The sequence below is a fragment of the Actinophytocola algeriensis genome, from assembly GCF_014203735.1.
Classification (GTDB): domain Bacteria; phylum Actinomycetota; class Actinomycetes; order Mycobacteriales; family Pseudonocardiaceae; genus Actinophytocola; species Actinophytocola algeriensis.
This window is the reverse complement of sequence record NZ_JACHJQ010000007.1, coordinates 489,482-516,021: the sequence shown is the minus strand read 5'-3', so window position 1 is coordinate 516,021 and position 26,540 is coordinate 489,482. Positions and strand designations below refer to the sequence as shown.

The window sequence follows — 26,540 nt, the reverse complement described above, 5'->3', positions numbered from 1 at the left end:
CCATGAAGCTGGTGACGGCGATCATCAAGCCGTTCACGCTCGATGACGTCAAGGCCGCACTGGAGCAGGTCGGTGTGCTGGGCATGACCGTCAGCGAGGTGCAGGGCTACGGCCGGCAGAAGGGCCACACCGAGGTCTACCGCGGTGCCGAGTACTCGGTCGACTTCGTGCCGAAGGTGCGGGTCGAGGTCCTGGTCGACGACGCGCTCGGGGACAAGGTGGTGGAGGCCGTGGTCGAGGCCGCGCGGACCGGCAAGATCGGCGACGGCAAGGTCTGGGTCACACCGGTGGACACCGTGGTCAGGGTGCGCACCGGGGAGCGCGGCACAGACGCGCTCTGATGGCACCTCAGGGGGAGGGGGCGGCCGGCCGCGAGGCCAAGGCCGCCCCCACTGCTGCCGACCTGGTGCAGGCGCGCGACCGGCTGTTGGGCCGTGGCGCGCCGCACCAGCCAGGCCGGCTCGGTCCGGACGTCCTGCGGGAGGCCCTGACCGATCTGCACGAGTTCTGGCTCACCGTGCACGCCGCGCAGGCGGGCATCGGCCAGGACGCGGCCGGCGCGACCGGGATCGCGCTGGTCGCCGTCGGCGGGCTCGGGCGCCGCGAGCTGGTGCCGTACTCGGACCTCGACCTGGTCCTGGTCCACGACTCCAGGCGGGACGACCGCATCGAGAAGGTCGCCGAACAGCTGTGGTACCCGCTGTGGAACTCCGGCGTCGGCCTCGACCACTCGGTGCGGACCGTGCCGGAGGCGATCGACGTGGCCGCGGACGACCTGCGCACCGCGATGGGCCTGCTGGACGCCCGTCACCTCGCGGGCGACGCCGAACTGGCGCGGCGGCTCGCCGAGTCCGCGCGGGACGCGTGGCGCACCGGTGTGCGGCGCAGGGTGGACGAGATCGTCGACTCCGCGCGTGCCAGGTGGCAGCGCAGCGGCGAGGTCGCGCACTGGGTCGAACCCGATCTGAAACACGGCCGCGGCGGCCTGCGCGACCTGGCGGTGCTCGACGCGCTCGCCCTCGCGCAGCTGGTCGACCGGCCCTCCGGCGAGGTGTCGCAGGCACGCAGGCTGCTCCTGGACACCCGTACCGAACTCCGGCGCATCGCTGGCAGGCCCCGCGACGTGCTCATGCCGCAGGATGGTGACGAGATCGCCGCCGTGCTGGGCATCGGTGACCGGTTCGCGCTGGCCAGAGCGCTGTCGGGGGCGGGGCGCGCGGTCGCGTACGCGCTGGACGTGGCGTTCCGCGCGATGCAGCCCGCCCGGAACGCACGCAGGGTGCTGGGCGTGCTGCGCCGCCAGCCGCAGCGACGACCGCTGTCGGAGGGGGTCGTGCTCCACGGGGACGAGGTCACACTGGCCCGTGACGTCGACCCTGGCAAGGACCCCGGGCTCCTGCTGCGGGTCGCCGCGGCGGCCGCCCGCACGGGCCGCCCGATCGCGCCGGGGGCGCTGGCCCGGCTGGGAGAGTCCGCGCCGGAGCCACGCGCGCCGTGGCCCGAGGAGGTGCGGCAGGAGCTGGTGTCGCTGCTGGGCGCCGGTGAGGGGCTCATCGACGTCGTCGAGGCGCTGGACCGGACCGGCCTGTGGGCGCGGCTGTTCCCCGAGTGGGGCGCGGTCCGCGACCTGCCGCCCCGCGACGCCGCGCACGTGTGGACCGTGGACCGGCACCTCGTCCAGGCCACCGCCAACGCCGCGAAGCTCGTGACCAGGGTGTCCCGGCCGGACCTGCTGCTGATCGGCAGCGTGCTGCACGACATCGGCAAGGGCCGCGACCAGGACCACTCCGTGGTGGGCGCCGCGCTCGCCGAACAGGTGGGCGCGCGGCTCGGCCTGCCCGCCGGGGACATCGCCACGCTGTCCGCGATGGTCCGCCACCACCTGTTGCTCCCGCACACGGCGACCCGCCGCAACATCGAGGACGAGGCGACCGTGCAGCGCGTCGTCGACGCCCTCGGCGGCGACCCGGTGCTGCTGGAGCTGCTCCACGCGCTGGCCGAGGTCGACTCGCTCGCCACCGGACCCGGCGTGTGGTCGGACTGGAAGGCGTCACTGGTCGCGGACCTGGTGTCGCGGTGCGGGCGGCGCATGGCGGGGGAGCGGCACGAGCCGCCCGCTCCGCTCACTCCCGAGCAGCAGGCGCTCGCGGAGACGGTCGCCGCGTCCGGCAGGCCGGACATCATGATCTCGGCGGACCAGGCGTACGCCACGATCACGCTGGTGGCCCCGGACCGCCCTGGCCTGCTGTCCCGCGCCGCCGGCGTGCTGGCGCTGCACTCGCTGAAGGTCCACGCGGCGGAGCTGCGCTCCCACTCCGGCGTGGCGGTGGACGTGTTCTCGGTGTCCCCGCGTTTCGGCTCCCTGCCGGACGCGGGCCTGCTGCGCGAACAGTTCACCCGATCTGTGTCGGGGTCACTCCCACTCGCGGAGAAGCTGGCGGCGAAGGAACGCGACTACGCGGCCGAGCAGGACGACCCGCCACAGGCCCGCGTCCTCTGGTTCGACGACGAGGCCGACGGCGGCGCCGAGTCGAAGGACGTGGTCCTGGAACTGCGCGCCGCCGACCGCCTCGGCCTGCTGCACGGCGTCGCGGAGGCGTTGGAACGCTGCGGCGCCGACGTCCTGTGGGCGCGGGCGATGCAGGTCGGTGGCACGGCGATCGCGAGCTTCAGCCTGGCCTCGACGAGCCGGGCCAACGGGGACACCGCCGGGGAGGACTGGCGCGGGGACATCGAAAAAGCCGTCCTGAACGCCTGCTCACCCACCGGTTGAGTAGTAACCCCTACCCCGGCAGGGGGACATCGCGCTGCCCCCTGCCTGCCGGAACGGAGAGGCTGTTCCTGCGCACCGGGGAGGGAGCGCACTGGGTAGGCCGGGGTTGGGCCCGTCGAGGGGTCGGGCCCATCCCGGCGGCCGCATCACCCAACCGGCTACCCTCGACAGGGTGTTCGACACTCTCTCCGATCGGCTCACGTCGGTCCTGCAGAACCTCCGCGGCCGCGGCCGGCTTTCCGAGGCCGACGTCGACGCCACCGCGCGCGAGATCAGGATCGCGTTGCTGGAGGCGGACGTCGCGCTACCGGTGGTCCGGACGTTCATCGCGGCCGTCAAGGAGCGCGCCAAGGGCGCGGAGGTCTCCGGTGCGCTGAACCCGGCCCAGCAGGTCGTCAAGATCGTCAACGAGGAACTGGTCAAGATCCTCGGCGGCGAGACCCGCAGGCTGAACCTGGCGAAGAACCCGCCCTCGGTGATCATGCTCGCCGGTCTGCAGGGTTCCGGTAAGACCACGCTCGCGGGCAAGCTCGCCAGGTGGCTGACCACGCAGGGCCACACCCCGCTGCTCGTCGCCTGCGACCTCCAGCGCCCGAACGCGGTGAACCAGCTGCAGGTCGTCGGTGAGCGCGCCGGTGTCCCGACCTACGCGCCGGAGCCGGGCAACGGCGTCGGCGACCCGGTCGACGTGGCCCGCCGCTCGATCGACGAGGCCAAGCGCGCACAGCACGACATCGTCATCATCGACACCGCGGGCCGGCTGGGTGTCGACGAGGAGATGATGCGGCAGGCCGCGAACATCCGCGAAGCCACGCAGCCCGACGAGGTGCTGTTCGTGGTCGACGCGATGATCGGTCAGGACGCGGTCAACACCGCGGAGGCCTTCCGCGACGGCGTCGGCTTCACCGGTGTCGTCCTCACGAAGCTCGACGGCGACGCCCGAGGTGGTGCCGCCCTGTCGGTCCGCGAGGTCACCGGCCAGCCGATCCTCTTCGCCTCCAACGGTGAGAAGCTCGAGGACTTCGACGCCTTCCACCCCGACCGGATGGCCTCCCGCATCCTCGGCATGGGTGATGTCCTCACCCTCATCGAGCAGGCCGAGCAGGTGTTCGACAAGGACCAGGCAGAGGCCGCCGCCGCCAAGATCGGCACCGGTGAGCTGACGCTGGAGGACTTCCTGGAGCAGATGCTCGCGGTCCGCAAGATGGGCCCGATCGCGAACCTGCTCGGCATGCTCCCCGGCGCCGGTCAGATGAAGGACCAGCTGGCACAGGTCGACGACAAGCACCTCGACCGCCTGCAGGCGATCATCCGCGGCATGACCCCGGCGGAGCGCAGCGACCCGAAGATCATCAACGCGTCCCGCCGGGCGCGCATCGCCCGCGGCTCCGGCGTCGCGATCCGCGAGGTCAACGACCTCGTGAACCGCTTCTACGAGGCCCGCAAGATGATGCAGCAGATGGCGGGCCGGTTCGGCTTCCCCGGCGCCGCCCGCGGCGGCAGCAAGTCGCGCAAGGGCAAGAAGGGGAAGAAGGGCAAGGGGCGGGGTCCGACACCGCCGAAGGTGCGCGGCGGACTGCCCGCGTTCCCCGGTGGCATGCCCGACCTGTCGAAGATGCCGCCCGGCCTCAACGAGCTGCCGCCGGGACTGTCCGGCCTCGACCAGGGACTGCCGCCGGGCTTCGACCCGTCGAAGCTCAAGTTCCCGAAGAAGGACAAGTAGCGGATGCCCGCGCTCCACATGCGGGGCGTGGTGCTCCCCGAGGGCGAGACCCGCGACCTGTGGATCGTCAACGGGCGCATCCGGCTGACCCCGGTCCCGTACGCGGAGACCATCTCCGACGGCGGCTTCCTCGTGCCCGGCCTGGTCGACGCGCACTGCCACCTCGGCCTCGCCGCCGAGGACCTGGACGAGGTCGAGCAGCACGCGCTGGCCGACCGGGACGCGGGCACGCTCCTGGTGCGCGACTGCGGTGTGCCGATGGACACCCGGCCGCTGCAGGAGAAGCTGGAGCTGCCCCGGATCATCCGCGCGGGCAAGCACATCGCCCGGCCGAAGCGGTACATCCGCGACCTCAGCGAGGAGCTCGGAGACCCGGCGGACCTCCCGGCCGCGGTCGCCGAGCAGGCGGCGGACGGCGACGGCTGGGTCAAGCTGGTCGGCGACTGGATCGACCGCGACGCGGGCGACCTCGCCCCGCTGTGGCCGGACGACGTGCTGGCCGAGGCGATCAAGGTCGCGCACGACGCGGGCGCCAGGGTCACCGCGCACGTCTTCGGCGAGGACGCGCTGCCCGGCCTGATCCGCGCGGGCATCGACTGCATCGAGCACGGCACCGGCCTCACCGCCGACACCATCGACCTCATGGTCGCCCACGGCACGGCACTGGTCCCGACCCTGATCAACATCGAGACGTTCCCCGGCCTCGCCGCCGGTGCGACCAAGTACCCGGCGTACGCGGGCCACATGCTGGACCTGCACGCCAGGGTCCGCCAGACCGTCGGCGCCGCGGTGGAGGCCGGGGTCCCGGTCTACGCGGGCACCGACGCGGGCGGCGGCATCGCCCACGGCCGGATCGTCGACGAGGTCGACGCGCTGCACGAGATGGGACTGTCCCGTGCGGACGCGTTGGGTGCCGCGTCGTGGACCGCCCGCGAGTGGCTCGGTTTCCGGGGCATCGAGGAGGGCGCGGCGGCCGACATCATCACCTACGACACCGATCCCCGGACCGATCTGGCGGCGCTGCGGACTCCGTCGAGAATCGTGCTCCGCGGCCGTGTCATTCATCCGGCCGTCATTTGACACCCGCTCCACCCGGTTCTGCCGTGCGCGACGCACTACTCTGAGGTAGGTGACGACCGAGAGGGAAGCGACGCCCACCCCCGACGTCGCCGACCCCTCGGAGACACGCACCCACAAGTGGGGCTTCGGCGCGTTCCTGTTCGTGTTCGCGGTGTTCGTGTTGTCCGCCGTGGTCATCGGCGCGCTGGTCGGGATCATCGCGCCGGGCTCGGGTGGCTCACCAACCGTCATCGTCATCGGCACGATGGTGCCCACGCTGCTCGCGACGGGCGTGGCCCTGCTCGTCACCCGGCTGCGCGGCAACGGTCCGAAGATCGACCTGCGCTGGTCCATGCGCGCCGAGGACGTCAGGGCCGGGTTCAAGTGGGGGGTCATCGGCCTGATCTGCACGACGTTCGCCGCGTTCGTGTGGACGAACCTCGTCGGCGACCAGAACGCCCAGTCGGCGGTCGGCGCGCTGGTGGACAACCAGCGCATGCCCGTCGCGCTCGCGATCGCCATGTTCCTGTTCGTGTGGCTGATCGGCCCGATCTGCGAGGAGATCATCTACCGCGGCCTGCTGTGGGGTGCGCTCGAACGGCTCAAGTGGGGCCGCTGGGCCGTGTTCTTCCTCACCACCATCATCTTCGCGGTCAGCCACCTCGAACCACTGCGCACGTCGTTGCTGCTGGTCATCGGCATCCCGATCGGGCTGGCGCGCCTGTTCACCGGCCGCCTGGGGGCCAGCATCATCGCCCACCAGGTCAACAACTTCCTGCCCGCGGTCGCCACGTTGCTCGTCGCACTCGGGGCGATGCCCGCCTGACCGGGGCCGTCTGGCAGAATGGCTAGCTGTCCGTCGTGGCCCGGCCCCTCTCACCGTGCCATGGCGCCATCAACTTGGGATTCTCAGTGGCCCGTGCCCCACGCGGTTCGCCGAGGTCCGACCATGATTCAGAGGAGCACCACAACCCGTGGCAGTCAAGATCAAGCTGCAGCGTCTCGGCAAGATCCGGTCGCCGTACTACCGCGTCATCGTCTCGGATGCCCGTACCCGTCGCAGCGGCAAGGCGATCGAGACGATCGGCCAGTACCGCCCGAAGGAGGAGCCGAGCTTCATCCAGGTCGACTCCGAGCGCGCCCAGTACTGGCTGGGTGTCGGCGCGCAGCCGACCGAGTCGGTGCAGCGGATCCTCGAGATCACCGGCGACTGGCAGAAGTTCAAGGGCCTGCCGGGGACCGAGGGCACCCTGAAGGTCAAGGAAGTCAAGACTTCCAAGGAAGAACTGTTCGCGCAGGCGCTCAAGGAGGCCGGCAGCGAGCCGACCACCGAGGCCACCACCCCGAAGAAGAAGGGTGGCGCCAAGAAGACCGACGCGAAGACCGAGGCTAAGACCGAGGCGAAGGCCGACGCGAAGAAGGCCGACGAGAAGTCGGATGAGGGTGCTAAGGACGCCTCGTGAGCGGAGCTTGCGGAGCGAACCATGAGCGCAGGGCGACCGCGAGCGGCGCCCCGGAGCCTGCGAGGGGGCGACTGTGAGCTTTCTCGCTGACGGTCTTGAGCACCTGGTGCGCGGCATCGTCGACAACCCGGACGACGTGCGCGTCGAGCTGGTGACCACGCGCCGTGGCCGCACGCTCGAGCTGCACGTCAACCCGGACGACCTCGGCAAGGTGATCGGCCGCGGCGGGCGCACCGCCACCGCGCTGCGCACCGTCATGGCCGGCATCGGCGGCCGGGGCATCCGAGTGGACGTCGTCGACACCGACCAGTGAGCGACGCCGAGCTTCTCCTGGTCGGTCGTGTCGCGAAGGCTCACGGCATCACCGGTGAGCTCGCCGTCGACATCCACACCGACGTGCCCGGCGAACGCTTCGTTCCCGGAGCCGTGCTCACCGCGCGGCTCCGGGACCGTTCTGTCCGCCCCGTGACGGTGTCGACCGCCCGTCCCCACTCCGGTCGCCTGCTGGTCCGGTTCGACGAGGTCCCCGACCGCACGGCGGCCGAGACCATGCGCGGCGCGCAGCTGCTCGTCGACGTCGCCGAGCTGCCGCCGTCGGACGACCCGGACGCGTTCTACGACCACGAGCTGGAGGGCCTCGCCGCGGTGCTGGTCGACGGCACGCCCGTCGGCACCGTCAGCGAGATCGCCCGCGGTCCCGGCGGCGAGCTGCTGGTCCTCAAGCTGGCGGACGGCACCGAGGCCCTGGTCCCGTTCGTCAGCGCGATCGTCCCCGAGGTGGACGTCAAGGGCGGTCGCGTGGTGCTCGACCCGCCTGAGGGCCTGCTGTAGATGCGCATCGACGTCGTCACGATCTTCCCCGAGTACCTCGACCCGCTCCGGCAGGCACTGCTGGGGCGGGCCATCGAGCGCGGGTTGCTGAGCGTCGACGTCCACGACCTGCGCCGCTGGACCCACGACGTGCACAAGGCCGTCGACGACAGCCCGTACGGCGGCGGGCCCGGCATGGTCATGAAGCCCCAGGTGTGGGGCGACGCGCTCGACGAGCTGTGCGCCGGCGGCACACCCCGCCTGGTCGTTCCCACGCCGGCGGGCCGCCCGTTCACACAGGCCATGGCACGCGAGTACGCGCGCGAGGACTGGCTGATGTTCGCCTGCGGCCGCTACGAGGGCATCGACCAGCGCGTCCTCGACGACGCCGCCCGCCGCATGACCGTCGACGAGGTCTCCATCGGCGACTACGTGCTCGTCGGCGGCGAGGTCGCGGTGATGACCATGGTCGAGGCCGTCGGCCGGCTCCTGCCCGGCGTCCTCGGCAACCCGGCCTCCCACGAACAGGACTCGTTCTCCGACGGCCTGCTCGAAGGCCCCAGCTACACCCGGCCGGAGGTCTGGCGGGACCTCGCCGTGCCGGACGTGCTCCGCTCCGGCAACCACGGCGCGATCACCCGCTGGCGCCGTGACCAGGCCCTCACCAGGACTTTCGAACGCCGCCCCGAACTGCTCGCCGCCCTGCCGGAGGACGCGCTCGACAAGCACGACCTCGCCCATCTGGCCCGCGTCCGAGATCCCGATTTCGACCCGGCGAAATCGGTCTGACATACTGGACCGGTTGTTGCGACCGGGTGATGCCTGGCGCACTCAAACGGACTCCCCGAGGTTGACTAGGAACGCTGTCGCGTTATCGCGCTTCGGGATGAACGAAACAACAGTTGAGGACGGATACACCGATGAACACCCTGGACGCTCTGGACGCCAAGTCGCTGCGTTCCGACATTCCGGCCTTTCGGCCGGGTGACACGCTGAAGGTCCACGTCCGCGTCATCGAGGGCTCCCGCGAGCGGGTCCAGGTGTTCAAGGGCGTCGTGATCCGCCGTCAGGGCGGTGGCATCCGCGAGACCTTCACGGTCCGCAAGATCTCGTTCGGCGTCGGCGTCGAGCGCACCTTCCCGGTGCACTCCCCGAACATCGCCAAGGTCGAGGTCGACCGCCGAGGTGACGTGCGCCGCGCCAAGCTGTACTACCTCCGTGAGCTGCGCGGCAAGGCCGCCAAGATCAAGGAGAAGCGCGAGCCGGCCCCCACGGCCTGACCTGCGTTTTCCGCGCGGCCCGGTAGCCTGGGTTGTGTGGCCAACCCCGTGCATGCTCCGACTCCAGAGGATGATCCGGAGCACACAGATCTGATCCCCAAGGTCCGCGACACCGGGTCGATCCCGGTGTCGCGGCCTGGGGGCGGCACGGAGGACAGGCACTCCGACAAGCAGGGCAAGCACCGCAGGCCACCCAAGAAGCAGCCGCTGTGGCGTGAGCTGCTCACGTTGATGGCCGTCGCGCTCCTGCTCACGTTCCTGATCCAGCAGTTCCTGGGTCGCGTGTACTCGATCCCGTCCGGCTCGATGGAGCAGACCCTGCACGGCTGCCCCGGCTGCACGGGCGACCGCGTGCTGGTCGACAAGCTCGTCTACGACTTCTCCGACCCGGAACCCGGCGACGTGATCGTCTTCCAGGGCCCGGACACGTGGACCGAGAACGACATCCAGACGCCCAAGTCCGGCAACTTCCTCGTCCGCGGCGTCCAGTACGTGGGTTCGTTGATCGGCCTCGCCCCACCCGACGAACGCGACTTCGTGAAGCGCGTCATCGCCGTGGGCGGCCAGACCGTCCAGTGCTGCGACGAGGACTGGCACGTCCTGGTGGACGGCAAGCCACTCGACGAGCCCTACATCTACTGGCAGAACGGCACCCCGGACGCCCGCCAGCGCTTCGACCCGGTGACCGTCCCCGAAGGCACGCTGTGGGTGATGGGCGACAACCGCAGCGACTCGTCCGACTCCCGCTTCCAGGGCGGCGGCGGCCTGCGCGGCGTGGTCCCGGTCGACAAGGTGATCGGCAAGGCCCGCTACATCGTCCTGCCCCCGTCCCGCTGGCGCGGCATCGGGGACCACGACCCCCAGGCGCCCGAAGCGGTCGCGCTGGGCGCCCCCGCGTGGCAGCAGAGCGCCCCACTGGGCCTCGGCCTGCTGGCCGCGTGGCCCGCGTTGTGGCTGGGCCGCAAGATCCGCCGCAGGTAACGCCCCTGCCGCTCCGTCCTCGGTGCCACAGCCTCGGCGTGCCGTCGCCCGGCCGCGGCTCCCCGCGCTGATCGTCGCCCGGCCCACCAGCACCTTGTCCCGTCGCGGCCGGGCCAGCGGCACGGCCACAAGATCCGCAACCCCGACATCCCCATGCGCTCCGCAGCCTTCCCCCTGGACACCGGTACTCTGCTCTAGTGGTCGACGTCGCACACTCCGGTAACAGCAGGGACAACGAGGACGAGGGGGACGGCCCGGCTGACCAGGACAAACCCGGCGACCCCACCACGTCGGGCCGGAAAGCCAGGGGCAAGAAGAAACCGCGCTCGTTCTGGAAGGAACTCCCGATCCTGATCGGGGTCGCGCTGGTGCTCACCCTGATCATCCAGACCTTCCTCGCGCGGGTGTTCGTCATCCCGTCCGAGTCGATGGAGGCGACCCTCCACGGCTGCCCCGGCTGCTACGGCGACCGCGTGCTGGTCGACAAGCTCGTCTACCGCTTCGGTGACCCGGAACCGGGCGAGGTCGTGGTCTTCGAGCGGCCCAACACCTGGAACCAGTCGGAGTTCTCCGCCAACCGCTCCAGCAACGGCTTCGTGTCGTGGCTGCAGGACGTCGGCGCCGCGTTCGGCCTCGCGTCCCCCAACGAGGACGACGTCGTGAAGCGGATCGTCGCCGTGGGCGGCCAGACCGTCGAGTGCTGCGACGAGAAGAACCGGGTCATGGTCGACGGCGAGCCGCTCGACGAGCCGTACATCCACTGGCTCCCCGGCACCAACACGCAGGAGACGTTCCCGCCCATCAAGGTGCCCGACGGCATGCTGTGGGTGCTCGGCGACAACCGCAACAACTCGTGTGACTCGCGCTGCCAGGGCGGTGGCGGCAAGAACGGCCTCGTCCCGGTGGACAATGTCATCGGCAAGGTGCGCTACATCGTGCTGCCGCCGTCGCGGTGGCGCGGTGTTGGCGACCACAACCCGCAGAGCGCGGCGACGAACAACGCCATGCCGTTCGTGCCGGTCGGCCTGGGCTTCGCGGCCGCGTTCCCGACCGTGTGGCTGGGCAAGCGGGTGCGCAGGACGATCCGAGCCAGTGGAGTTCGCAAGTGACTGTGGCCCGGCGGCGCCGTGTTGGCTGGCTGGAGTCCGGCCCGCCACGACCCGTGCTGCGACGCGAGTCGGGCAACTGGGCGCTGCAGTCCGCGCTGGACCGCCGGGGCCTCGGCCCGGTAGCCGGCGTCGACGAGGCAGGCAGGGGAGCGTGCGCCGGCCCGCTGGTCGTGGCCTCGTGTGTACTCCGACCGGGTGATTCTGCCCGCTTCGAAGGCCTGACCGACTCGAAGCTCCTCACGGCCACGGCCCGCGAGAAGATGTACGACCGGGTGATCCACCGGGCCCTCGACTACGCGGTCGTGGTCATCCCGGTGGAGGAGGTCGACCTCAAGGGCGTGCACGTCAGCAACATCGAGGGCATGCGCAGGGCGATCGCCCGGCTGCACAACCACCCCGGCTACGTGCTGATCGACGGTTTCCGCGTCCCCGGCCTGACCGCGCCGTCGACACCGGTCATCAAGGGTGACCAGGCCGTGGCCTGTGTGGCGGCGGCATCGGTCCTCGCGAAGGTCACCAGGGACCGCATGATGGCGGACCTCCACAAGGAGTTCCCGCAGTACGGCTTCGACGAGCACAAGGGTTACTGCACGGGTTCGCACAGCGCCGCGCTGACCGTCCACGGGCCGAGCAGGGCCCACCGGTGGTCGTTCGTGAACGTGGCGTCCGCGGGCCTCGCGCACGGCTTGCGCGCACCGCACCCGGTGGCCTTGAGTGTGGCTGCGGCCGCCGTGGTCCAGAATGGTCAGGTTGGGAGGCTGACGAGCCAGACGCCGACGCCCGTCGAGCATGAGGAGCGCGAAACCGCATGAGTGCGGAGGATCTCGAGAAGTACGAGACCGAGATGGAGCTTCAGCTCTATCGCGAGTATCGCGACATCGTCGGCCAGTTCTCGTACGTGGTGGAGACCGAGCGTCGTTTCTACCTGGCCAATGGCGTTGACGTGCAGGTGAGGGACTCGGACGGCGAGGTGTACTTCGAAGTCCGGATGTCCGACGCCTGGGTCTGGGACATGTACCGGCCCGCCCGGTTCGTGAAGAACGTCCGGGTCATCACCTTCAAGGACGTCAACGTCGAGGAACTGGACAAGCCGGACCTGCGGCTCCCCGAGGAGGGCCCCTTCGGCTCCTAACACGGAGCACCGACAAAACCGGTCCCCACCGGCCCGTGCGCGGGCGAGTTGTCCACAGCCCGCGCAGTTGTCCACAGTTGATCATCGGCTCGTGGCCGTGACCCTGTCCGCGGGGCAAGGTCGTGGGCATGACAACCGAGGCGACACACACCAGGCCGGCCCACCTGCGCACAGGCGAGCGCGGTGAGGCTCTGGCAGCCCGCTACCTGGAGGCGCAGGGCCTGACGGTCCTGTCGAAGAACTGGCGCTGCCCAGAGGGCGAGCTGGACCTGGTCCTGACCGACGGCAAGACCCTGGTGGTCTGCGAGGTCAAGACCAGGACCACGGACAACTACGGCCCGCCCGCGGAGGCCGTCGACGAGCCGAAAGCCGCCCGAATACGCAGACTGACCCGCCGCTGGCGCGCCGACCACGGCGTGCCACACGTCCCCACTCGCTACGACATCGTCGCCATCCTCTGGCCCCCGGACGAGACCCCGAAGGTCAGCCACCTCAGGGGCGTCCTCTGATGCCCCTGGCAAGAGCCTGGTCGGTGGCCCTCTTCGGGGTGGACGGCGTGGCAGTGGAGATCGAGGCCGACATTGGTGGCGGCCGCCCGAGAACCCAGATAGTCGGGCTCCCGGACGCGTCACTGAACGAGGCGAAAGAACGGGTCCGAGCCGCGGTCCGCAACAGCCAACGCAAGTGGCCGGACGAACTCGTCACGCTGGCGCTGTCCCCGGCAGCGCTGCCCAAAGGCGGCTCCAGCTACGACGTGGCCCTGGCCTGCGCGGTACTGGTGGCCGCGGGCCTCGAACCGGCGCAACGGCTTGACCAGACCGCGCTGCTCGGTGAGCTCGCGCTGGACGGACGGATCAGGCCGGTGCGTGGCGTCCTCCCCGCGTTGATCGCGGCCCGGCGCGCCGGCATCAGGCGCGCGATCGTGCCGGCTCCGACGCTTCCGGAGGCGGCGCTCGTCACCGAACTCGACGTCCTCGGCGCTGAGCACCTGACGGAGGTCCTGGACTGGCTTCGCGGGGAACCCGACACCCTCAAGAGCACGTTTCCGCGCCCGCCCGCGCCACCGGCGGACGTACCGGACCTGGCGGACGTGCTCGGCCAACCAGAAGCCCGATGGGCACTGGAGGTAGCGGCGGCCGGCGGCCACCACCTCCTGCTGACCGGCCCACCGGGCACCGGGAAGACGATGCTCGCGCGGCGACTCCCCGGACTGCTGCCGGTGCTGGCGCACGACCAGGCACTGGAAGTCACCACAGTCCATTCGATCGGGGGTTTGCTGTCACCGGAGTCACCACTGGTCACCACCCCTCCGTTCATCGCGCCCCACCATTCGTGCTCTGTGCCCGCGCTCGTCGGCGGCGGTGTCGGGCTGGCGAAGCCCGGTGCCATCAGCACCGCACATCACGGGGTGCTCCTGCTCGACGATACGAGCGATGGCGTATGTGACCCTACCAATGGCCATTTTACCAGGACAAACGTCGCCGTTCATGATCATTTGACATCTGGAACGGCGGCGGTCGATGAAGGCGATCTTGCCGCAGATGGTGTGTGCGTCGGTGTGTGTCTCGTCCCACGCCGCATCCCCCTGTGACCTGCGCAAAGCGCTCTGTGACGGAGCGGAATATCGCTGTGAGGAAGCTCTCAGCGCGAGTAAGCTGGCTGACATGTGAGCCCGGCACACCGGGCCCCGACCTCTTCGGAGGATGTAGTGAGGCTTCTTCAGTCTGTCGTGCCGACTGCCGAGCAGTTGACGATCATGGGGGCGTCCAAGCCCGGGCCGTCACTGATCAAGGGAGCAGCCGGTAGCGGCAAGACCACCACCGCCCTACTTCGTCTCAAGCAGCTGTGCGGCCAGCGACTGGCGCGGCGTAACCGCTTGGAGCTGGATGATCCAGTCCGTGTGCTGGTCCTGACCTACAACCGCACACTCGCGGGCTATGTCCGGCAGCTCGCCGCCCACCAGGTTGCTGGCAACGACGGCCTGGAGCTGCAAGTGCAGACCTTCGGCAAGTGGGCCAGGAGCCTGGTCGAGATCGACCCAGATGACGTCGTCGATCGTGACCGAATGGAGACGATGCTCAAGCCGCTGATCAGGGCCTTGCCAGCCGACAACGGCTTCCTCGTCGACGAGGTCGAGTACCTGCTCGGGCGCTTTCCATCCGGCCATTTGGACACGTACTTGGCCAAGAAGCGGGAGGGCCGTGGTCTCAGCCCGCGTTTCGAGCGACCCATGAAGGAGAGGCTGCTGGCGGAGGTCGTCGCGCCCTACGAGGCGTACAAGGCTAAGTGGGGCCTGATGGACTGGAACGACATCGCGCTGGCTGCGGGCAACCGAGCCGACGTCGTCCCCTTCGACGTCGTGATCATCGACGAGAGCCAGGACTTCGCGGCCAACCAGGTTCGGACGATCCTGCAGCACACAACCGAACTCTCGTCGGTGACGTTCGTGATGGACGCCGCCCAGCGGATCTACCCGCGCTTCTTCACCTGGCGCGAGGTCGGCATCACCAACTTCACGGGCGGCAACCACACGCTGAAGCAGAACTACCGCAACACCCGCGAGATCGCCGCCTTCGCCCGTCCGCTCGTCGAGGGGCTGCAGCTCGACGGTGACGGGCAGATTCCCGACTTCAACAGTTGCACTCGCCGTGGCCCCCTGCCGGAGGTGGTTGCGGGCAAGTACAGCAGCCAGGTCGAGTACATCCTGCAGCGCCTGATTCAGACCGTCGATTTCGAGCGGGAGTCGGTCGGGTTCCTGCAGCCGAAGGGCGGCGGCTGGTTCAAGGAGCTGCGCTGGAGGCTGCAGGGCGCCGGGCTGCCGTTCGTCGAGCTGACTCGAGCCAGCACCTGGCCACAAGGCCCTGAGGCGATTGCGCTGTGCACCCTGCACTCAGCCAAGGGCCTGGAGTTCGACCACGTTGTGTTGCCCGGCCTCAACCAACAGGTCACCCCGCACGGCGCCGAGGAGGGCGACGTGCAGCTCGACGCGCTGCGCCGGCTCATCGCCATGGGTGTCGGCCGGGCTCGCACCTCCGTGTACGTCGGGTTCAAGCCAGACGACCCGTCGACTGTGCTGAGCCTGTTCAAGCCCGACACGTACAAGCTGGTGACCCGATGAGCGGCGTGCTGGGGAGTGAGCCAGCGCCGGTTGGCGACGAACCGTTCGGTGTTGACCATGCGGTACTTGCCTACGCCCAGGACCGCGGTATCACCGAGGTCCTGCACTTCACGACCGGGGCTGGCTTGCTTGGCACCGTAGCGACTGGTTCGGTGTTGTCTCGTGACCGTCTCCGCGAGGAACAGTATCTGGCTTACATCGCGCTGGAGAACTGTCCAGATCGTTCAAGAGACGCTGCCTGGACAGGATACGTCTCCATGTCGGTGACGCAGATCAACCGGTCTCTCCTGGAGAGTTCGCGGCGGTGGCATCCGGAAGAGGACATCTCCTGGTGCGTCCTAGCGTTCGATGTCGCGATCCTTGGGCATCCCGACGTAGTCTTCGCGAACAGTAACAACGCCTATCCGATCACGAAGCGTGACTCGGGTGTTACGGGCTTGGCAGGCATGTTCGCCGATGCCGTCAAGTGGGGTTATTACAACACCGTCGAACGTCGCAAGAGCTGGACACCGAACAATATGCCCACGCACGCTCAAGCCGAGGTCCTCTATCCAGATCGAGTACCGCTACGGTGGCTTCGTTCCATCTATGTGCTTGATCATGAGACCGCTGACCATGTCGAGGGCTTGTACGCAGCGCTCGACACCAAGCCCCGTGTGCCAGTCGTGTGCAAGCCAGAGGTGTTCGCGTGACCCAGCCACGTCGCGTTCAACAGGTGACGTTGTCGATGCTGTGGGCCGCCTGGGCAGACGCCCTAGGCTTCATCAGCGAGTTGACGGATGCTTCGGGCTTGCGGCGGCGCTTAGGAGGCGACGGTGAGCTCAAGGAGCCGGTCGCCTGGAAGCGGCGGGTCGGCGGCAGATACGGCGTGAATATGTCGCTTCCCGCCGGCACCTACTCCGACGACACCCAGCTGCGGCTAGCGACAGCAAGAGCGCTTTCAAGTAAGGGCTTCGACGTAGAGGCCTTCACAGCCGTCGAGTTGACGCTGTGGCCGGCATATGCCTTGGGAGGCGGGCGAGCTAGTAAGGCTGCGGCAGCAGGATTCACAAAGGCAAACACGCCTTGGTTCGCGAACTTCTTCGATGGCTGGGTCAACGCGGGCGGCAACGGGGCAGCGATGCGAATTCAGCCGCACGTCTGGGCCGCGCGGCGGCCAGGTGACCTCAGCTACCTCCAAGATGTACTGCTGAATGCGATCACGACGCACGGTCACCCGCGGGCTCTCGTCGGGGCGGTACTGCACGCGGTCGCGCTTGGGCAGACGATGGCCGGGGGCGGAATCGTCCCGCCACGCTACTGGTCAGATCTTCTTGAGGGGCCACGGGCGGCGTTGAGCATGCTCGAAGGGCACGAGATGGCTGCCTCGGCGTGGATTCCGACCTGGGAGAAAACCACGGGCTCATCGTTCCGTGATGCCTGGGACGAAACGATCTATGAGACGCGTGAGTTGCTGGACAAGGCTGAGGCTCACGTCGCTGCGCTCGCCGACGATCAGACGCCTCACGGCGAGGCGTACGCGGCGATGTGCGGGCAACTCGGACTCTTTGACGACGCCACGCGTGGTAGTGGGACAGCAACCGTGGTTGCCTCGCTCGCGCTGGCCGCTGCTCACCCGCGGGATCCGCGGCAATGTGCACTCGTGGCGAGCCGGGCCTTGAACACCGACACCGACACCATCGCCAGCATGGCCTGCGCGCTGGTCGGGGCGGTGGCATCAGAAGCACCACCCACGCCAGTACAAGACCACGACTATCTGTGTGAGCAGGCCGAGCGGCTTACGCGGCTCTCGGGCCGCGGGCCGGTCGCTCCAACCAGGTATCCCGACCTCTTGACTTGGCAGCCGCCGCGCAGTCAGCTTGATGCAGTTGGGCTGGTTGATGGGCAGCCAGCGCTGGCAGGGCTGGCCCTTCTCTCGCCGATGCTAGACGAGGACACGGCGTACAGCCGTGATGCGCACTGGGGATGGTTCCGCAGCGACCTAGGGCCGACGTTCCTACTGAAGCATCGACACCCATCGCAGCTGCGTGAGCTTCCGTCGGGTAACCGGCCGCCCCGGCACAAGCCCGAGGAAAAACCCCGCCACGCGGAGCAGCCAGTCGACGCCCAGAACGAACAGCTTCCGCTGATCGACACTGATCCCGTGCAGACACGGCCTTCGAGATATGAGCAGTTGCGTCGGCGGCCTAGCAAGCCGGAACGTCATCCCGCTCTCATTGAGCGAAGCGCATCCACTCGGGTCGATGTGGATCAGATGCTTGCCTGGGTGAAGCGTGAAAATTACAGCGAGCAGAGTATCGGTTATGCGATACGGCGGTTGTCTCGACTTGGCACCATAGAACAGTTGATCGCTTTCACTGCAGCGCTGCGGGTTGCTCTCGGTACTTCGTCGCAACTTGACGAGCAGCCATAAATAAGTTTGGGGGAAGCTTCGCCACGATTGCATTGCTAGTGGATCTCGTGTTAAATGTGAGGTGGATGGACGATGATCGTTCGTCTAGTCAGGCATGCAGTGTGCGTGTGTGGTGGGTTCGTCGCAGTCAGGAATTTCGGTGAACACAACTCCCGACCAACGGCGCGAGCCAATTCGCGAGCTTCTGGAATCTACAGTAAACCGCCTCGTCAAAGCGCATCGCGAAGCAGTTCAGATGGTTGCTGCAACGCTACCCGAGGCGGCGGCGGAGGTCTACTCCTACCATCATCGCTACGTCAAGCAATTGGACGATATGCTCGTAGTTGCTCGGTTGTCACCGGGGGGTGCTGGTGAACCGCTATGGAGCCTTCTAATGCTCCTGCAAGCGCGACCCTCCGACACGGGCGATTTTGCTGGCGACATAACTGTTTACAACAAGGTTCAACAGCGGTTAGGACTACCAGCAGACGAAGACTAATAGAGATAAGCCTGCCTGACTATACAATATAGGGCCCGCCCAGCGCAGCAAGAATGCTCGCCGTGCGGGCATTCTTCTCATTGACGATCGGTGCACATGCCGTAAAGCAACGTATTGGAGACCTTCTGGGCGATAGCGCCAGTATCGAGGTTTGCCATGTTGCTGAAGCAGTGCAGCATCAGAGTGTGCGTCAAGATTGATGCCAGCTCGTGCGCACTATTAGATGAACTTATCACGCCGAGTCGCTGGCCATTATCGATGACGGGGGCGATCAGCGCAGGCAAATTGATGGCGATTTGGTTCGTTTCATGCCTGCCAGCAGATTGGTCAGAGCTGCAGGCCGCTGCGGCCACGAAGGCCTCCTTCAATTCGCTGTTCGACAGGAATAGGCTCGCGAGACGTGCTAGATGGCGTTCGATAATCGTTAGTTCGTCACGGCCAATGGTCTTATCGACTGCGATAGAATCCGCGAGTTGGGCGACGTCCGATTTTAGAGCTTCCACGACTATGGAATCCTTGCTTGGAAATAGTTGCTTGAGTGTTTGCAGTGGAACTTGAGAACGGGTGGCAATCTCACTCAGTGTCGCCGAAAAGTAGCCGCGGCGTTCAAACGCGCTACGCGCTGCGTCTAGGACCGCTCGCCGTGGATCGTCCGGAAGAGTGTCGTTGACCTCGGAGTTGTAGGTTAGCCTGACTGCTTCAGATATCGGCGCGACTACGTCGTCAACGTGCTGATTTAGGTGCTCAACGTCGACGATACCAGCGATGAGTGCGACAACGGCATCGCCAAATAGGCTTTCGGGTACGAGGTTCGGATCAATGCGGGCGCGTAGCGCGAGTCCCTCGACGAGAGCGGTTAGAACGATGGCCAATAGAAGTGGCGTGAATGGTGCTCGAAGCGTGGCCCCCCATTTCGCAAGGATAGCGACGTATGCGTCTATGCCGTTTTGGGTTGCTCGGCCGTAGTCTTCGCTCAAAGCCTTCAAGACATGCGGGCTCTTTCGGCCCAGAATTAGTGCTGCCATCCGCTGTAGTTCACCAGGGTCGTCGCGGGCGAGTATAAAATTCCAAGTGGCTAGTTGACGCACGACCTGAACGGGCTCGCCCTTGCTCGACACGAGCGCTTCTTTGACTTCTGACCCGAGGTGGTCCGACGCGCGCGTTGATCCTGATACAAGGTAGGTGAGTACCTCCTTCAAGTATTTGGCCTTTCCGCCGACGTCTCCCGGGTATTCCTGATTGAAGCTATTCGATCCCGCATAGCCAGCTTGTTTCGCAACAAGTTCACCAGTCAGGCCACTAAAAAGAATTTTTTCTCCATCGCCACAAATTATCAGTTCGATTCCCCCGTTGAGTAGCTTGCCTTTTCTGGTGGAGTTGTCCTGCGACACGTTCACATCCTTTGCGCATCTGCGTTGTAGTGATGGCTACATGGACTGTTGTAGTCATCAGTGCATCAATGGGGTCAGTTCGGCTTTGACGTCTCTGCATGCCTCCGGGAAGGTAGAAGTCGGCAGCAGTTGCCGTCTATTCGCTGACAGTATGCCAGCGAAACTCGGATCGAGCAGCTAAAAGTGGTATGCACGAAAGGGTGAACTGATGACGCCGAGTAATAGTCTGACGTCTACGTCCGTTGGCAGGGTTAACAGGGCTGTTGCTCGCGGGATGCGCGACGTCGACATTCAACATCAGGTCGAGGCGCACAGGGCGACGGCAGCGGTGCGCTTGGCCGCCTACCAGGCGGACGGCCTTGCAGCCTTCACTGGTCACGCGATGGAGCGAGTGGTCGAGGTCGATATGACGCGACGGGCCTTGGCAGGCGAGGATCCGGCGCTGAACGCGCTACTTGGGCGGCTGGAGTACAACTTCGTCCGCCGAGTCGAAGGCATTCAAAACGGGCTCTTTAACGGATCCTCCTTCTAGCGGGTGCCGGAGGGATGATCAACAGGGATCGGGGTTCGGGTGAACCCGCTCAGTCATGGCACGAGTTGATCGCGGACATTCGCGCCGCTGCACGTGCTCATGTTGAGAGAAGAGCCGAGCAAGCCCTGGACGAGATTCGCGAGTTACGAGTCCAGCTATCGAATGGTGAAGGTCGGCTGGAGGACGGCTTGTGGCGCATCCAACAGGCCTACGAACGCAAAGTCACTTGCATTACGGCTACCAACCTCGGATCGCAGGGAGTCTCCATGTATGAACACATTGACCATGCCAGAGGTTCGCGGGCCATCGGCGAACCTTCCGAGCGCTACCACCTCAAGGTCGATGACGGTAGGGCGGCGGAACTTGACGAGGCGCTCAAACAACTTCGCGAGATCAAGGAGAGCTTGTCAGCTATCGATCGTGCCGTCGAGGCAGCCTTCGCGGTGATTGATCAGCAGTTCAAGCGGCTTCAGCAGCGCGTGATTACCGCCATGCATCAGCGGTCTAAAGGTGGAGCGTCTGATGCTGGATGAGACTGTCGGCTGCGTGCTCACCTTCCTGGGCATCATGTTCGCCACGGTGGCGCTGCTGAGCGGCCTCTGGTGGTTGCTGGTGCACGGTTGGCCCTACCTGTTGCTGACTGGACTGGTCGTTCTGGCCGTGCTCACGGTCCGCATGTGTCGCCGACAATCGCTCGCCTACCAGCGACGCCAGGTCGACGTGAAGGTCGGCTTGGCAAAACGAGAGCTCGATGACGCCTACCAACAGGTCACGGTCGAGATGGACCAGGCGGCTCGAGAGTGGAACCAGCTGTCGTGAGCAAGGACATTCGAGCGGTGCGGGGAATCGGCGGCCCGGCGACTACCTCGTTCATGTACTGGTGATCGTCCGTCTGGGGACGCCAGACAGAGTCCGGACGACGGTGTCGTCGTCGTGAGGAGCAGGGCGGTGTTGAAGAGCGTCGCCAGCGTTTCGCTCGTCGTCGTCGAGTTCGTGTCCTTCAACCTCGCCGACGAGTTCTCGTCCTTCAACGAGAACACCTTCAAGGAGACGCCAGACATGATGAGCACGACGAAGTTCCTCCGCATCGTGGGGAAGTTGCTGTCGTTCTGCATGACGATCGGCATGGCCGTGGTGCACGCGGTGAAGGTGCGGCGGGCGCGGCGCGGCAGCTCGTGGTTGCAGCGGTCGCGCTACGGCGGCACGCTCGAGCGCATCCATGCGATCGCCAGACGGGTCCTTGCCGCCGCGGTCATCCTGCTGATCCTGCTGATCGTCGTCACGACCGAGTGGTGGTGATGACGATCAGCAGACCGGCCACCCACCAGACATACGTCATCAGCTTCCCTGACGTATCTGACAAGCAGTTGATGACGACCTTCCAGGCGCTGAGCGGTGCGCTTCATCGCCCGGGCCGCAGCTCCGCCTACCTCGTGCTTGAGGTCTGGGCGAACAGCAGCAGCATTACCCATCGGCTTCGGGTTCCGAAGGCACAGGCTGACTACATCGTTGGTCAGCTTCGAGTTCACCTGCCTGGTGTGCGTGTCGCTCCCGAACCGCCGCCGTCAGCGCCGGCCTGGATGGCCGGAGTTGAGCTCGGTCTGACCAAGCTGCCCCATCGCCTGCGTCTCGGCGAGCCAGCGCACCTGGCCGCCGCACTGCTGGCCAGTCTGTCTGGACTAGCCAACGGGCAGACGGTGCTCTACCAAGTGGTGTTGGCGCCGGCTCCTCCCGGCAAGCCGGTGCGCATGCCCAGCTCGTTCACCTCGCGGCACCGGGAACCGAGCTGGTACCGCCAACTCGTCGTGCCGGAAACGGACAGCGACGATGTCAACGACCGCAGGGCGAAGGCCAGCGAGACGAACTTCCTTGCAGTTGTGCGCGTGGTGGCCGGGGCAAGCACGCCGGCGCAGGCCGACCAGTTGATCAAGCGGGTCGAAGCGGCCTTGAACAGCACCTCCAGCTCGTTCACCCGCTTCAAGGCCGGTTTCGTCATGTCGAAGTCCGGCCTCTTCAAACGGGCCACCGAGGGCGTACCGCCGCTGGTATACCCAGCGCAGCTCGCGGTGTCCGAGGTAGCTGGTGTCTCGGCGTGTCCAATCGATCGACCGCACATCAGCGGCCTGCCTCGGCGGCAAGCCCGGCAGCTGCCAGCGACCAGCACCATCCCAGCGAGCGGCATCGTTGTCGGCGTCTCGAACTTCCCTGGAGCTGAGCGCACGGTCGCGGTCACCCCTCGACACCTCTGCCAGAACATGCAGGTGCTTGGCCCGACCGGAACCGGAAAATCAACGGCTATGGCAAATATGGCCGGACAACTTATGGCGCAAGGCCATGGCGTGATCGTGCTGGAAAGCAAAGTTGATCTCTATCGGATGGTGCTCGAACGGGTACCGCGTCGCCGCATCAAGGACGTCATTGTGCTCGATGTCGATGACACGGCGTACCCACTGGGCTTCAACGTGCTGAACGCCGGCACCTCCAACTGGGCCGTCGACGAGCTGAGCGCGCTCATCATCGGCATCTACGGTGACCACGGCGGCGTCTACGCGCCGATGCTGCTGTACTACGGCTTGCACGCCCTGGCTGCGACGCCTGGCCACACGTTCATCGACCTCCCCGCCTTACTGACGCCGCAAGGCCCGGAGGAGGTGGCCTGGCGCGACCAGTTGGTGGCGCGGCTCAAGAACCGCAGTATCCGGCAATTTTGGCTGCGGTACCTCGATGACAAGAACAAGGAGCGCGATCGTATGGCCGCGCCCGTTCACAATCGGATCTGGCAGCTGGACGTCCGTCCGGAGACCAGAAACATCATCGGGCAGAGCCGGAGCAGCTTCACGTTCGAGGAGGTGCTCACCAGCCGGAAGATCGTCTTGATCAACTTGAACGGCACGCGCGTGGGTGAGGCCACCGCGGCCCTGGTCGGCACCTTGCTGATGAACGCTTTGTGGTCTGCCGTGCGCACCGTCAAGCTGCCCAAGCCGGCGTTCCTCTTCCTGGACGAGTTTCAGGACTATGTCAACCTGCCGGTGAACGCCGCCGACATGCTTGCCAAGTGCCGTAGCTACGGGTTGGGCATGGTGCTCGGCCACCAAGGTCTTGAACAACTAAGCAAGGTGCGTGGCCTCGCTCAGGCGGTTCTCGCCAATGCGAAGTCGAAGCTGGTGTTCCAGACCAGTGCCCACGACGCCAGGGTGATGCAGCGCGAGTTCGGCCGGCTGGTCGACGAGGACGACTTTATCAACCTGAGCGCCTACGAAGCGTTGGCTCGCCTCGTCACTGGCGACGGTGTGAGCCCGCCGATCTCCCTCACGACCGAACCACCGTCGAGGACGACTGGCGTGGCGAACGCCGTACTTGCCGCCAGCCGCGCCAGGTACGGACGGCCCGTCGCCGAGGTGGAGGCTGAGATCGAAAGCCGTCGGCGACCGACCGGGGAGCAACAGAGAGCGACGCCCAAAGTCGGACGACAGAAGTGGAGCTGACATGTCACACCTTGCACGTGAACTAGACCGGCATCTGGAGTGGATCGAGAGCCAAGCGGAGGCGTTGCAGGAAGCGATCGAGCAGCTCTACCGCCAGACCAACGCCTTGATGAACCAACATGCTGGTTGGAACGACGAGCAAGCCCATATCATCCGCCGGGCCATTGCTGACTGGGGTGACAACTGCGGCCGGTCGATCCTTCATGCCTGTGACGAGGTCAGACAGTTCCGCGAGCATTTGCTGCGGGCGAGTACCAAGGGGTAGGCGATGGTACGTCTCAGCAACATCTCGCAGTTGTCCATACGCGACAGAGCCGTGATCGACCTCGTCGCCCAGTTCAAGCAACTCAACACCCGCCACATCAGGGCTAGCTTGTTCAACGAGCTCGCGTCGGCGACACCGCCCGACCGCACGCTGCGGCGACTGGTTGAACAGCATTACCTCGCGCGACTCCAGCGCCGTTTGGTTGGTGGCAGCCACGGGGGTTCCAGCCAGCATGTCTATCAGCTCGGGAGAGCTGGTTGGACGCTGCTGGATAAGCCAGGGGCGTTCTGGGCACCGCGGGCGATCAACCTTCACAGCCTCGGCATCGCCGATTGCTTCGTGGCGTTCAAACAGGCCGAGCAGCGCGACGAACTCGTGCTCCTTGAGTTCATCACCGAGCCTGAATGCCACGCATCAGTTGGGCCGGTGCAGCTGACGCCTGATGCTCGCTTCGAGGTCGGTGACCGTGCCAGGGGAGTGAGGATCGCCTACTGGCTTGAGCTGGACCGCGGGACCGAGCATCGGTCGGTCATCGCGGAGAAGTGTTCGCGTTACTGGAAGGCGTTGCATAACTGGCAGCAGGAGGTCTTTCCTACCGTGCTGTTCGTTACACCCGACCTGCAACGAGCGCAGCAACTGGCGCAGACGGCTCACGGCGGGCCAGTCGGTTCGCAGGCGCTATTTAAAGTCGCGATCTTGGGTGATCTTGTCGCGACCTGCATCGGAACCGATGGAAGCGAGGAGGGGGTGCGGGAAGTTGTTGATGTAGTTGATAGGTAGCTCATTCTGAAATAAGTGCCGTTGGTCGAGGCAATAGTCTGTTTCGGGTGCAGTATGCGTTTTTGATTTATTCCATGCCTGCGCTCTGTGAGAGCGACTTGACATACGGAGTTCAAATGTCATTAACTAACGGATTGTCGCGCTCGGTGGCGGTCTTGTCTACCTGCTTGTTGCTAAGCGTGGGCCACACGCCGTTCGCTCACGGAGACGTCGAAGGAGGTGAGTGGCCGCGCACGTCCGGTCAGTTCGTCATTCTTGGCTACACGCATGATGTACTCGGTGTGATTGGCGATCAGCCGCTCCCGCAGTACGGCACAATTCTGCAAGACGCCGCAAATAGCTGGAATGCGACACCCACGAATGTGGCGTTTTACAAGTGGACACCGTCGCCTACGGCGAGCTCGCCACGGGTGCATGTATATGAAGACACTGTGACGCAGGACGAAGACTGGTATGCATGGGTGTACAACCAGCCGAATCCATGTGGAGCGGGTTGTGCCTATGACCAGTCAACAATGCTGATCAATGTGTCGCTGATGAGTGAGCTAAGTAATTTCGCACGGACGAAGATCATCGTTCATGAGTTCGGGCATGTGCTCGGTCTTGAGCACACAATCTACTCGCCGAGCGTGATGCGCGAGCATCCAACTGAAAATTTGACATACAACACACCGCAAAGTTACGATACGAACGAGATAAACGGGTTGTATCCATGAAAAAGCGTATGACATCAAAGGGGCGTAAGGTAGCGATCGGTGGAGGAATCTTGGCGGTCGTGGTTGTCACCGCCGGTCTGTTTACGCTCCAGCTTCTCGACCCGAACGTGACCGATGAAATGCTCAATGTCCCCAGGGGTGGCACAATGTCGGTCAGTCATCCGGTGTACGAGGACGAGCAAGAGTTGCGAGCTAAGGCTGAAGTTGTGGTGCGGGGAGTTATCCGCGATAGCGGTTCGCCGGCATCGGGGGGCTCAAGCCCGCAAACCGCATACAAACTGAAGGTGTTGGGTGTCGATAAGGGAAATGTTGCTGTCGGTAGCACTCTGATCGTACAGATGCTGGGCAATACGACAGATGAGCCGAAAGTTTACGCCGAGGGCGTTCCAATCCTTCAAGCGGGCAAGGAATATCTGATCTTTGGCAACCTGTCAGACAACGGCGCCGACATCTATCCCTTGGCTGGCAGTACAGCTGTCGGCCTGAAGACAGGTGAAGGCACCTTCACCTTCCCGTCGGGAACAACGGGTGGCAGTAACCTGCAGGTAAAGAAAAGCCAAGAAGGTGCTGAAGATCTCTAGATAATGCTAATCAAGCCGATGAAGGTACAAGCTCCACGTTAACTCGACCATGAGGAGGCGTGGAGCTTGGCCACGTCGGCAGTGACCGCGCTGAGTTCGAAGGCTATCCCCGTGATCGCCATGCTTGCAAGGCGACGACTTGCTGCTCAGGCGACACGCCGAACGTATGTACGAGAGAACTGCCGTCGGTCATCTAGGGTAACTCCACCTCCGGGGCGGCCAGTGCTCCGGTAGTACATGCACAGGAGTCAGCGTGACAACGAGAGATAGCGACCGTCACCAGATGGTCCAGACCGACAACAGCGGCCAGTTCACGGAGAACAAGGGTGTGACGATGGAGTCAGGCTTCCCGATCAAGCCGGTCTCTGCACCGCCGACCGAGCCTGCTGGACAGCCGACGTCAGCAGCGCCGAGTTCGGACATGGGCGGAGCCCAGACCTCTGAGGACTGA

The 26,540-nt window shown here is 65.8% G+C and carries 29 protein-coding genes and 1 pseudogene; 29 read left to right on the top strand and 1 reads right to left on the bottom strand.

What is annotated here, in order from left to right; all coding sequences use genetic code 11:
• The first annotated feature begins 2 nt into the window (after window positions 1-2).
• The 19 genes and pseudogenes from FHR82_RS33775 to FHR82_RS33685 all read left to right on the top strand — a co-directional run bounded on the left by FHR82_RS33775 (window position 3) and on the right by FHR82_RS33685 (window position 17,861).
• Window positions 3-341 (top strand): P-II family nitrogen regulator, encoded by a 339-nt coding sequence (locus FHR82_RS33775; RefSeq protein WP_184814642.1) that lies wholly within the window; start codon window positions 3-5, stop codon window positions 339-341.
• A complete protein-coding gene (locus FHR82_RS33770) occupies window positions 341-2,773 on the top strand; it encodes a [protein-PII] uridylyltransferase (protein ID WP_184814641.1) in 2,433 nt (810 codons plus the stop codon). The genes FHR82_RS33775 and FHR82_RS33770 overlap by 1 nt, the downstream gene beginning before the upstream one ends.
• Before the next feature lie 172 nt (window positions 2,774-2,945).
• Window positions 2,946-4,496: a signal recognition particle protein gene (ffh, locus tag FHR82_RS33765; RefSeq protein WP_184814640.1), complete on the top strand. Its 1,551-nt coding sequence runs from the start codon at window positions 2,946-2,948 to the stop codon at window positions 4,494-4,496.
• A gap of 3 nt (window positions 4,497-4,499) precedes the next feature.
• Window positions 4,500-5,576 (top strand): amidohydrolase family protein, encoded by a 1,077-nt coding sequence (locus tag FHR82_RS33760; RefSeq protein ID WP_184814639.1) that lies wholly within the window; start codon window positions 4,500-4,502, stop codon window positions 5,574-5,576.
• A 49-nt stretch (window positions 5,577-5,625) separates the two neighbouring features.
• The gene (locus FHR82_RS33755; RefSeq protein ID WP_184814638.1) at window positions 5,626-6,381 is read left to right on the top strand and encodes a CPBP family intramembrane glutamic endopeptidase; all 756 of its coding nucleotides are present in this window, start codon (window positions 5,626-5,628) and stop codon (window positions 6,379-6,381) included.
• Window positions 6,382-6,529: 148 nt separating this feature from the next.
• Window positions 6,530-7,018 carry a 30S ribosomal protein S16 gene (rpsP, locus tag FHR82_RS33750; RefSeq protein WP_184814637.1) on the top strand — a complete coding sequence of 163 codons (489 nt, stop codon included), beginning with the start codon at window positions 6,530-6,532 and terminating at the stop codon, window positions 7,016-7,018.
• A 73-nt stretch (window positions 7,019-7,091) separates the two neighbouring features.
• Window positions 7,092-7,331 carry an RNA-binding protein gene (locus FHR82_RS33745; RefSeq protein ID WP_184814636.1) on the top strand — a complete coding sequence of 80 codons (240 nt, stop codon included), beginning with the start codon at window positions 7,092-7,094 and terminating at the stop codon, window positions 7,329-7,331.
• Window positions 7,328-7,849 (top strand): ribosome maturation factor RimM, encoded by a 522-nt coding sequence (gene rimM, locus FHR82_RS33740; protein WP_311771395.1) that lies wholly within the window; start codon window positions 7,328-7,330, stop codon window positions 7,847-7,849. The genes FHR82_RS33745 and rimM overlap by 4 nt, the downstream gene beginning before the upstream one ends.
• Entirely contained in the window at window positions 7,850-8,617 is a 768-nt protein-coding gene (trmD, locus tag FHR82_RS33735) for a tRNA (guanosine(37)-N1)-methyltransferase TrmD (RefSeq protein ID WP_184814635.1), read from the top strand.
• Window positions 8,618-8,748: 131 nt separating this feature from the next.
• Complete coding sequence (gene rplS / locus FHR82_RS33730; RefSeq protein WP_184814634.1) at window positions 8,749-9,108, top strand: 50S ribosomal protein L19; 360 nt, start codon at window positions 8,749-8,751, stop codon at window positions 9,106-9,108.
• A gap of 36 nt (window positions 9,109-9,144) precedes the next feature.
• The gene (gene lepB / locus FHR82_RS33725) at window positions 9,145-10,089 is read left to right on the top strand and encodes a signal peptidase I (RefSeq protein WP_376706461.1); all 945 of its coding nucleotides are present in this window, start codon (window positions 9,145-9,147) and stop codon (window positions 10,087-10,089) included.
• Window positions 10,090-10,286: 197 nt separating this feature from the next.
• Complete coding sequence (gene lepB / locus FHR82_RS33720; RefSeq protein ID WP_184814633.1) at window positions 10,287-11,198, top strand: signal peptidase I; 912 nt, start codon at window positions 10,287-10,289, stop codon at window positions 11,196-11,198.
• Between the two features lie 29 nt (window positions 11,199-11,227).
• A complete protein-coding gene (locus FHR82_RS33715; protein WP_221464640.1) occupies window positions 11,228-12,010 on the top strand; it encodes a ribonuclease HII in 783 nt (260 codons plus the stop codon).
• Window positions 12,007-12,330 (top strand): DUF2469 domain-containing protein, encoded by a 324-nt coding sequence (locus FHR82_RS33710; RefSeq protein WP_133908662.1) that lies wholly within the window; start codon window positions 12,007-12,009, stop codon window positions 12,328-12,330. Before FHR82_RS33715 ends, FHR82_RS33710 begins: the two co-directional genes overlap by 4 nt.
• Before the next feature lie 128 nt (window positions 12,331-12,458).
• Window positions 12,459-12,839 (top strand): YraN family protein, encoded by a 381-nt coding sequence (locus FHR82_RS33705; protein ID WP_184814632.1) that lies wholly within the window; start codon window positions 12,459-12,461, stop codon window positions 12,837-12,839.
• A pseudogene (locus FHR82_RS33700) lies at window positions 12,839-13,765 on the top strand (ATP-binding protein); the annotation flags it as partial. The gene FHR82_RS33705 and the pseudogene FHR82_RS33700, both read left to right, overlap by 1 nt.
• Window positions 13,766-14,059: 294 nt before the next feature.
• Window positions 14,060-15,448, top strand: a complete 1,389-nt coding sequence (locus FHR82_RS33695; protein ID WP_311771394.1) for a 3'-5' exonuclease — start codon at window positions 14,060-14,062, stop codon at window positions 15,446-15,448.
• On the top strand, window positions 15,445-16,140 hold the full coding sequence (locus FHR82_RS33690) for a DarT ssDNA thymidine ADP-ribosyltransferase family protein (protein ID WP_184814629.1): 696 nt from the start codon (window positions 15,445-15,447) through the stop codon (window positions 16,138-16,140). The genes FHR82_RS33695 and FHR82_RS33690 overlap by 4 nt, the downstream gene beginning before the upstream one ends.
• On the top strand, window positions 16,137-17,861 hold the full coding sequence (locus FHR82_RS33685; protein ID WP_184814628.1) for an ADP-ribosylglycohydrolase family protein: 1,725 nt from the start codon (window positions 16,137-16,139) through the stop codon (window positions 17,859-17,861). The genes FHR82_RS33690 and FHR82_RS33685 overlap by 4 nt, the downstream gene beginning before the upstream one ends.
• Before the next feature lie 555 nt (window positions 17,862-18,416).
• Here FHR82_RS33685 and FHR82_RS33680 read toward each other — a convergent pair.
• The gene (locus tag FHR82_RS33680; protein ID WP_184814627.1) at window positions 18,417-19,730 is read right to left on the bottom strand and encodes a TetR/AcrR family transcriptional regulator; all 1,314 of its coding nucleotides are present in this window, start codon (window positions 19,728-19,730) and stop codon (window positions 18,417-18,419) included.
• A 274-nt stretch (window positions 19,731-20,004) separates the two neighbouring features.
• Here FHR82_RS33680 and FHR82_RS33675 point away from each other — a divergent pair, with 274 nt between their 5' ends.
• The 10 genes from FHR82_RS33675 (at window position 20,005) to FHR82_RS33630 (ending at window position 26,540) form a co-directional block, all read left to right on the top strand.
• Window positions 20,005-20,262 carry a hypothetical protein gene (locus FHR82_RS33675; protein WP_184814626.1) on the top strand — a complete coding sequence of 86 codons (258 nt, stop codon included), beginning with the start codon at window positions 20,005-20,007 and terminating at the stop codon, window positions 20,260-20,262.
• A gap of 14 nt (window positions 20,263-20,276) precedes the next feature.
• On the top strand, window positions 20,277-20,795 hold the full coding sequence (locus FHR82_RS33670) for a hypothetical protein (protein WP_184814625.1): 519 nt from the start codon (window positions 20,277-20,279) through the stop codon (window positions 20,793-20,795).
• A complete protein-coding gene (locus FHR82_RS33665; RefSeq protein ID WP_184814624.1) occupies window positions 20,785-21,081 on the top strand; it encodes a hypothetical protein in 297 nt (98 codons plus the stop codon). Before FHR82_RS33670 ends, FHR82_RS33665 begins: the two co-directional genes overlap by 11 nt.
• Before the next feature lie 129 nt (window positions 21,082-21,210).
• Window positions 21,211-21,561 (top strand): hypothetical protein, encoded by a 351-nt coding sequence (locus FHR82_RS33660; RefSeq protein WP_184814623.1) that lies wholly within the window; start codon window positions 21,211-21,213, stop codon window positions 21,559-21,561.
• A complete protein-coding gene (locus FHR82_RS33655; RefSeq protein WP_184814622.1) occupies window positions 21,561-23,747 on the top strand; it encodes a type IV secretory system conjugative DNA transfer family protein in 2,187 nt (728 codons plus the stop codon). Before FHR82_RS33660 ends, FHR82_RS33655 begins: the two co-directional genes overlap by 1 nt.
• Window position 23,748: 1 nt before the next feature.
• Complete coding sequence (locus FHR82_RS33650) at window positions 23,749-24,012, top strand: hypothetical protein (RefSeq protein WP_184814621.1); 264 nt, start codon at window positions 23,749-23,751, stop codon at window positions 24,010-24,012.
• 51 nt (window positions 24,013-24,063) lie between these two features.
• Complete coding sequence (locus tag FHR82_RS33645; RefSeq protein WP_184814620.1) at window positions 24,064-24,792, top strand: replication-relaxation family protein; 729 nt, start codon at window positions 24,064-24,066, stop codon at window positions 24,790-24,792.
• Window positions 24,793-24,839: 47 nt separating this feature from the next.
• A complete protein-coding gene (locus FHR82_RS33640) occupies window positions 24,840-25,508 on the top strand; it encodes a matrixin family metalloprotease (protein ID WP_184814619.1) in 669 nt (222 codons plus the stop codon).
• Window positions 25,505-26,089, top strand: a complete 585-nt coding sequence (locus tag FHR82_RS33635) for a hypothetical protein (RefSeq protein ID WP_184814618.1) — start codon at window positions 25,505-25,507, stop codon at window positions 26,087-26,089. Before FHR82_RS33640 ends, FHR82_RS33635 begins: the two co-directional genes overlap by 4 nt.
• Before the next feature lie 283 nt (window positions 26,090-26,372).
• Window positions 26,373-26,540, top strand: coding sequence for a hypothetical protein (locus FHR82_RS33630; protein WP_184814617.1), 168 nt, complete (start codon window positions 26,373-26,375; stop codon window positions 26,538-26,540).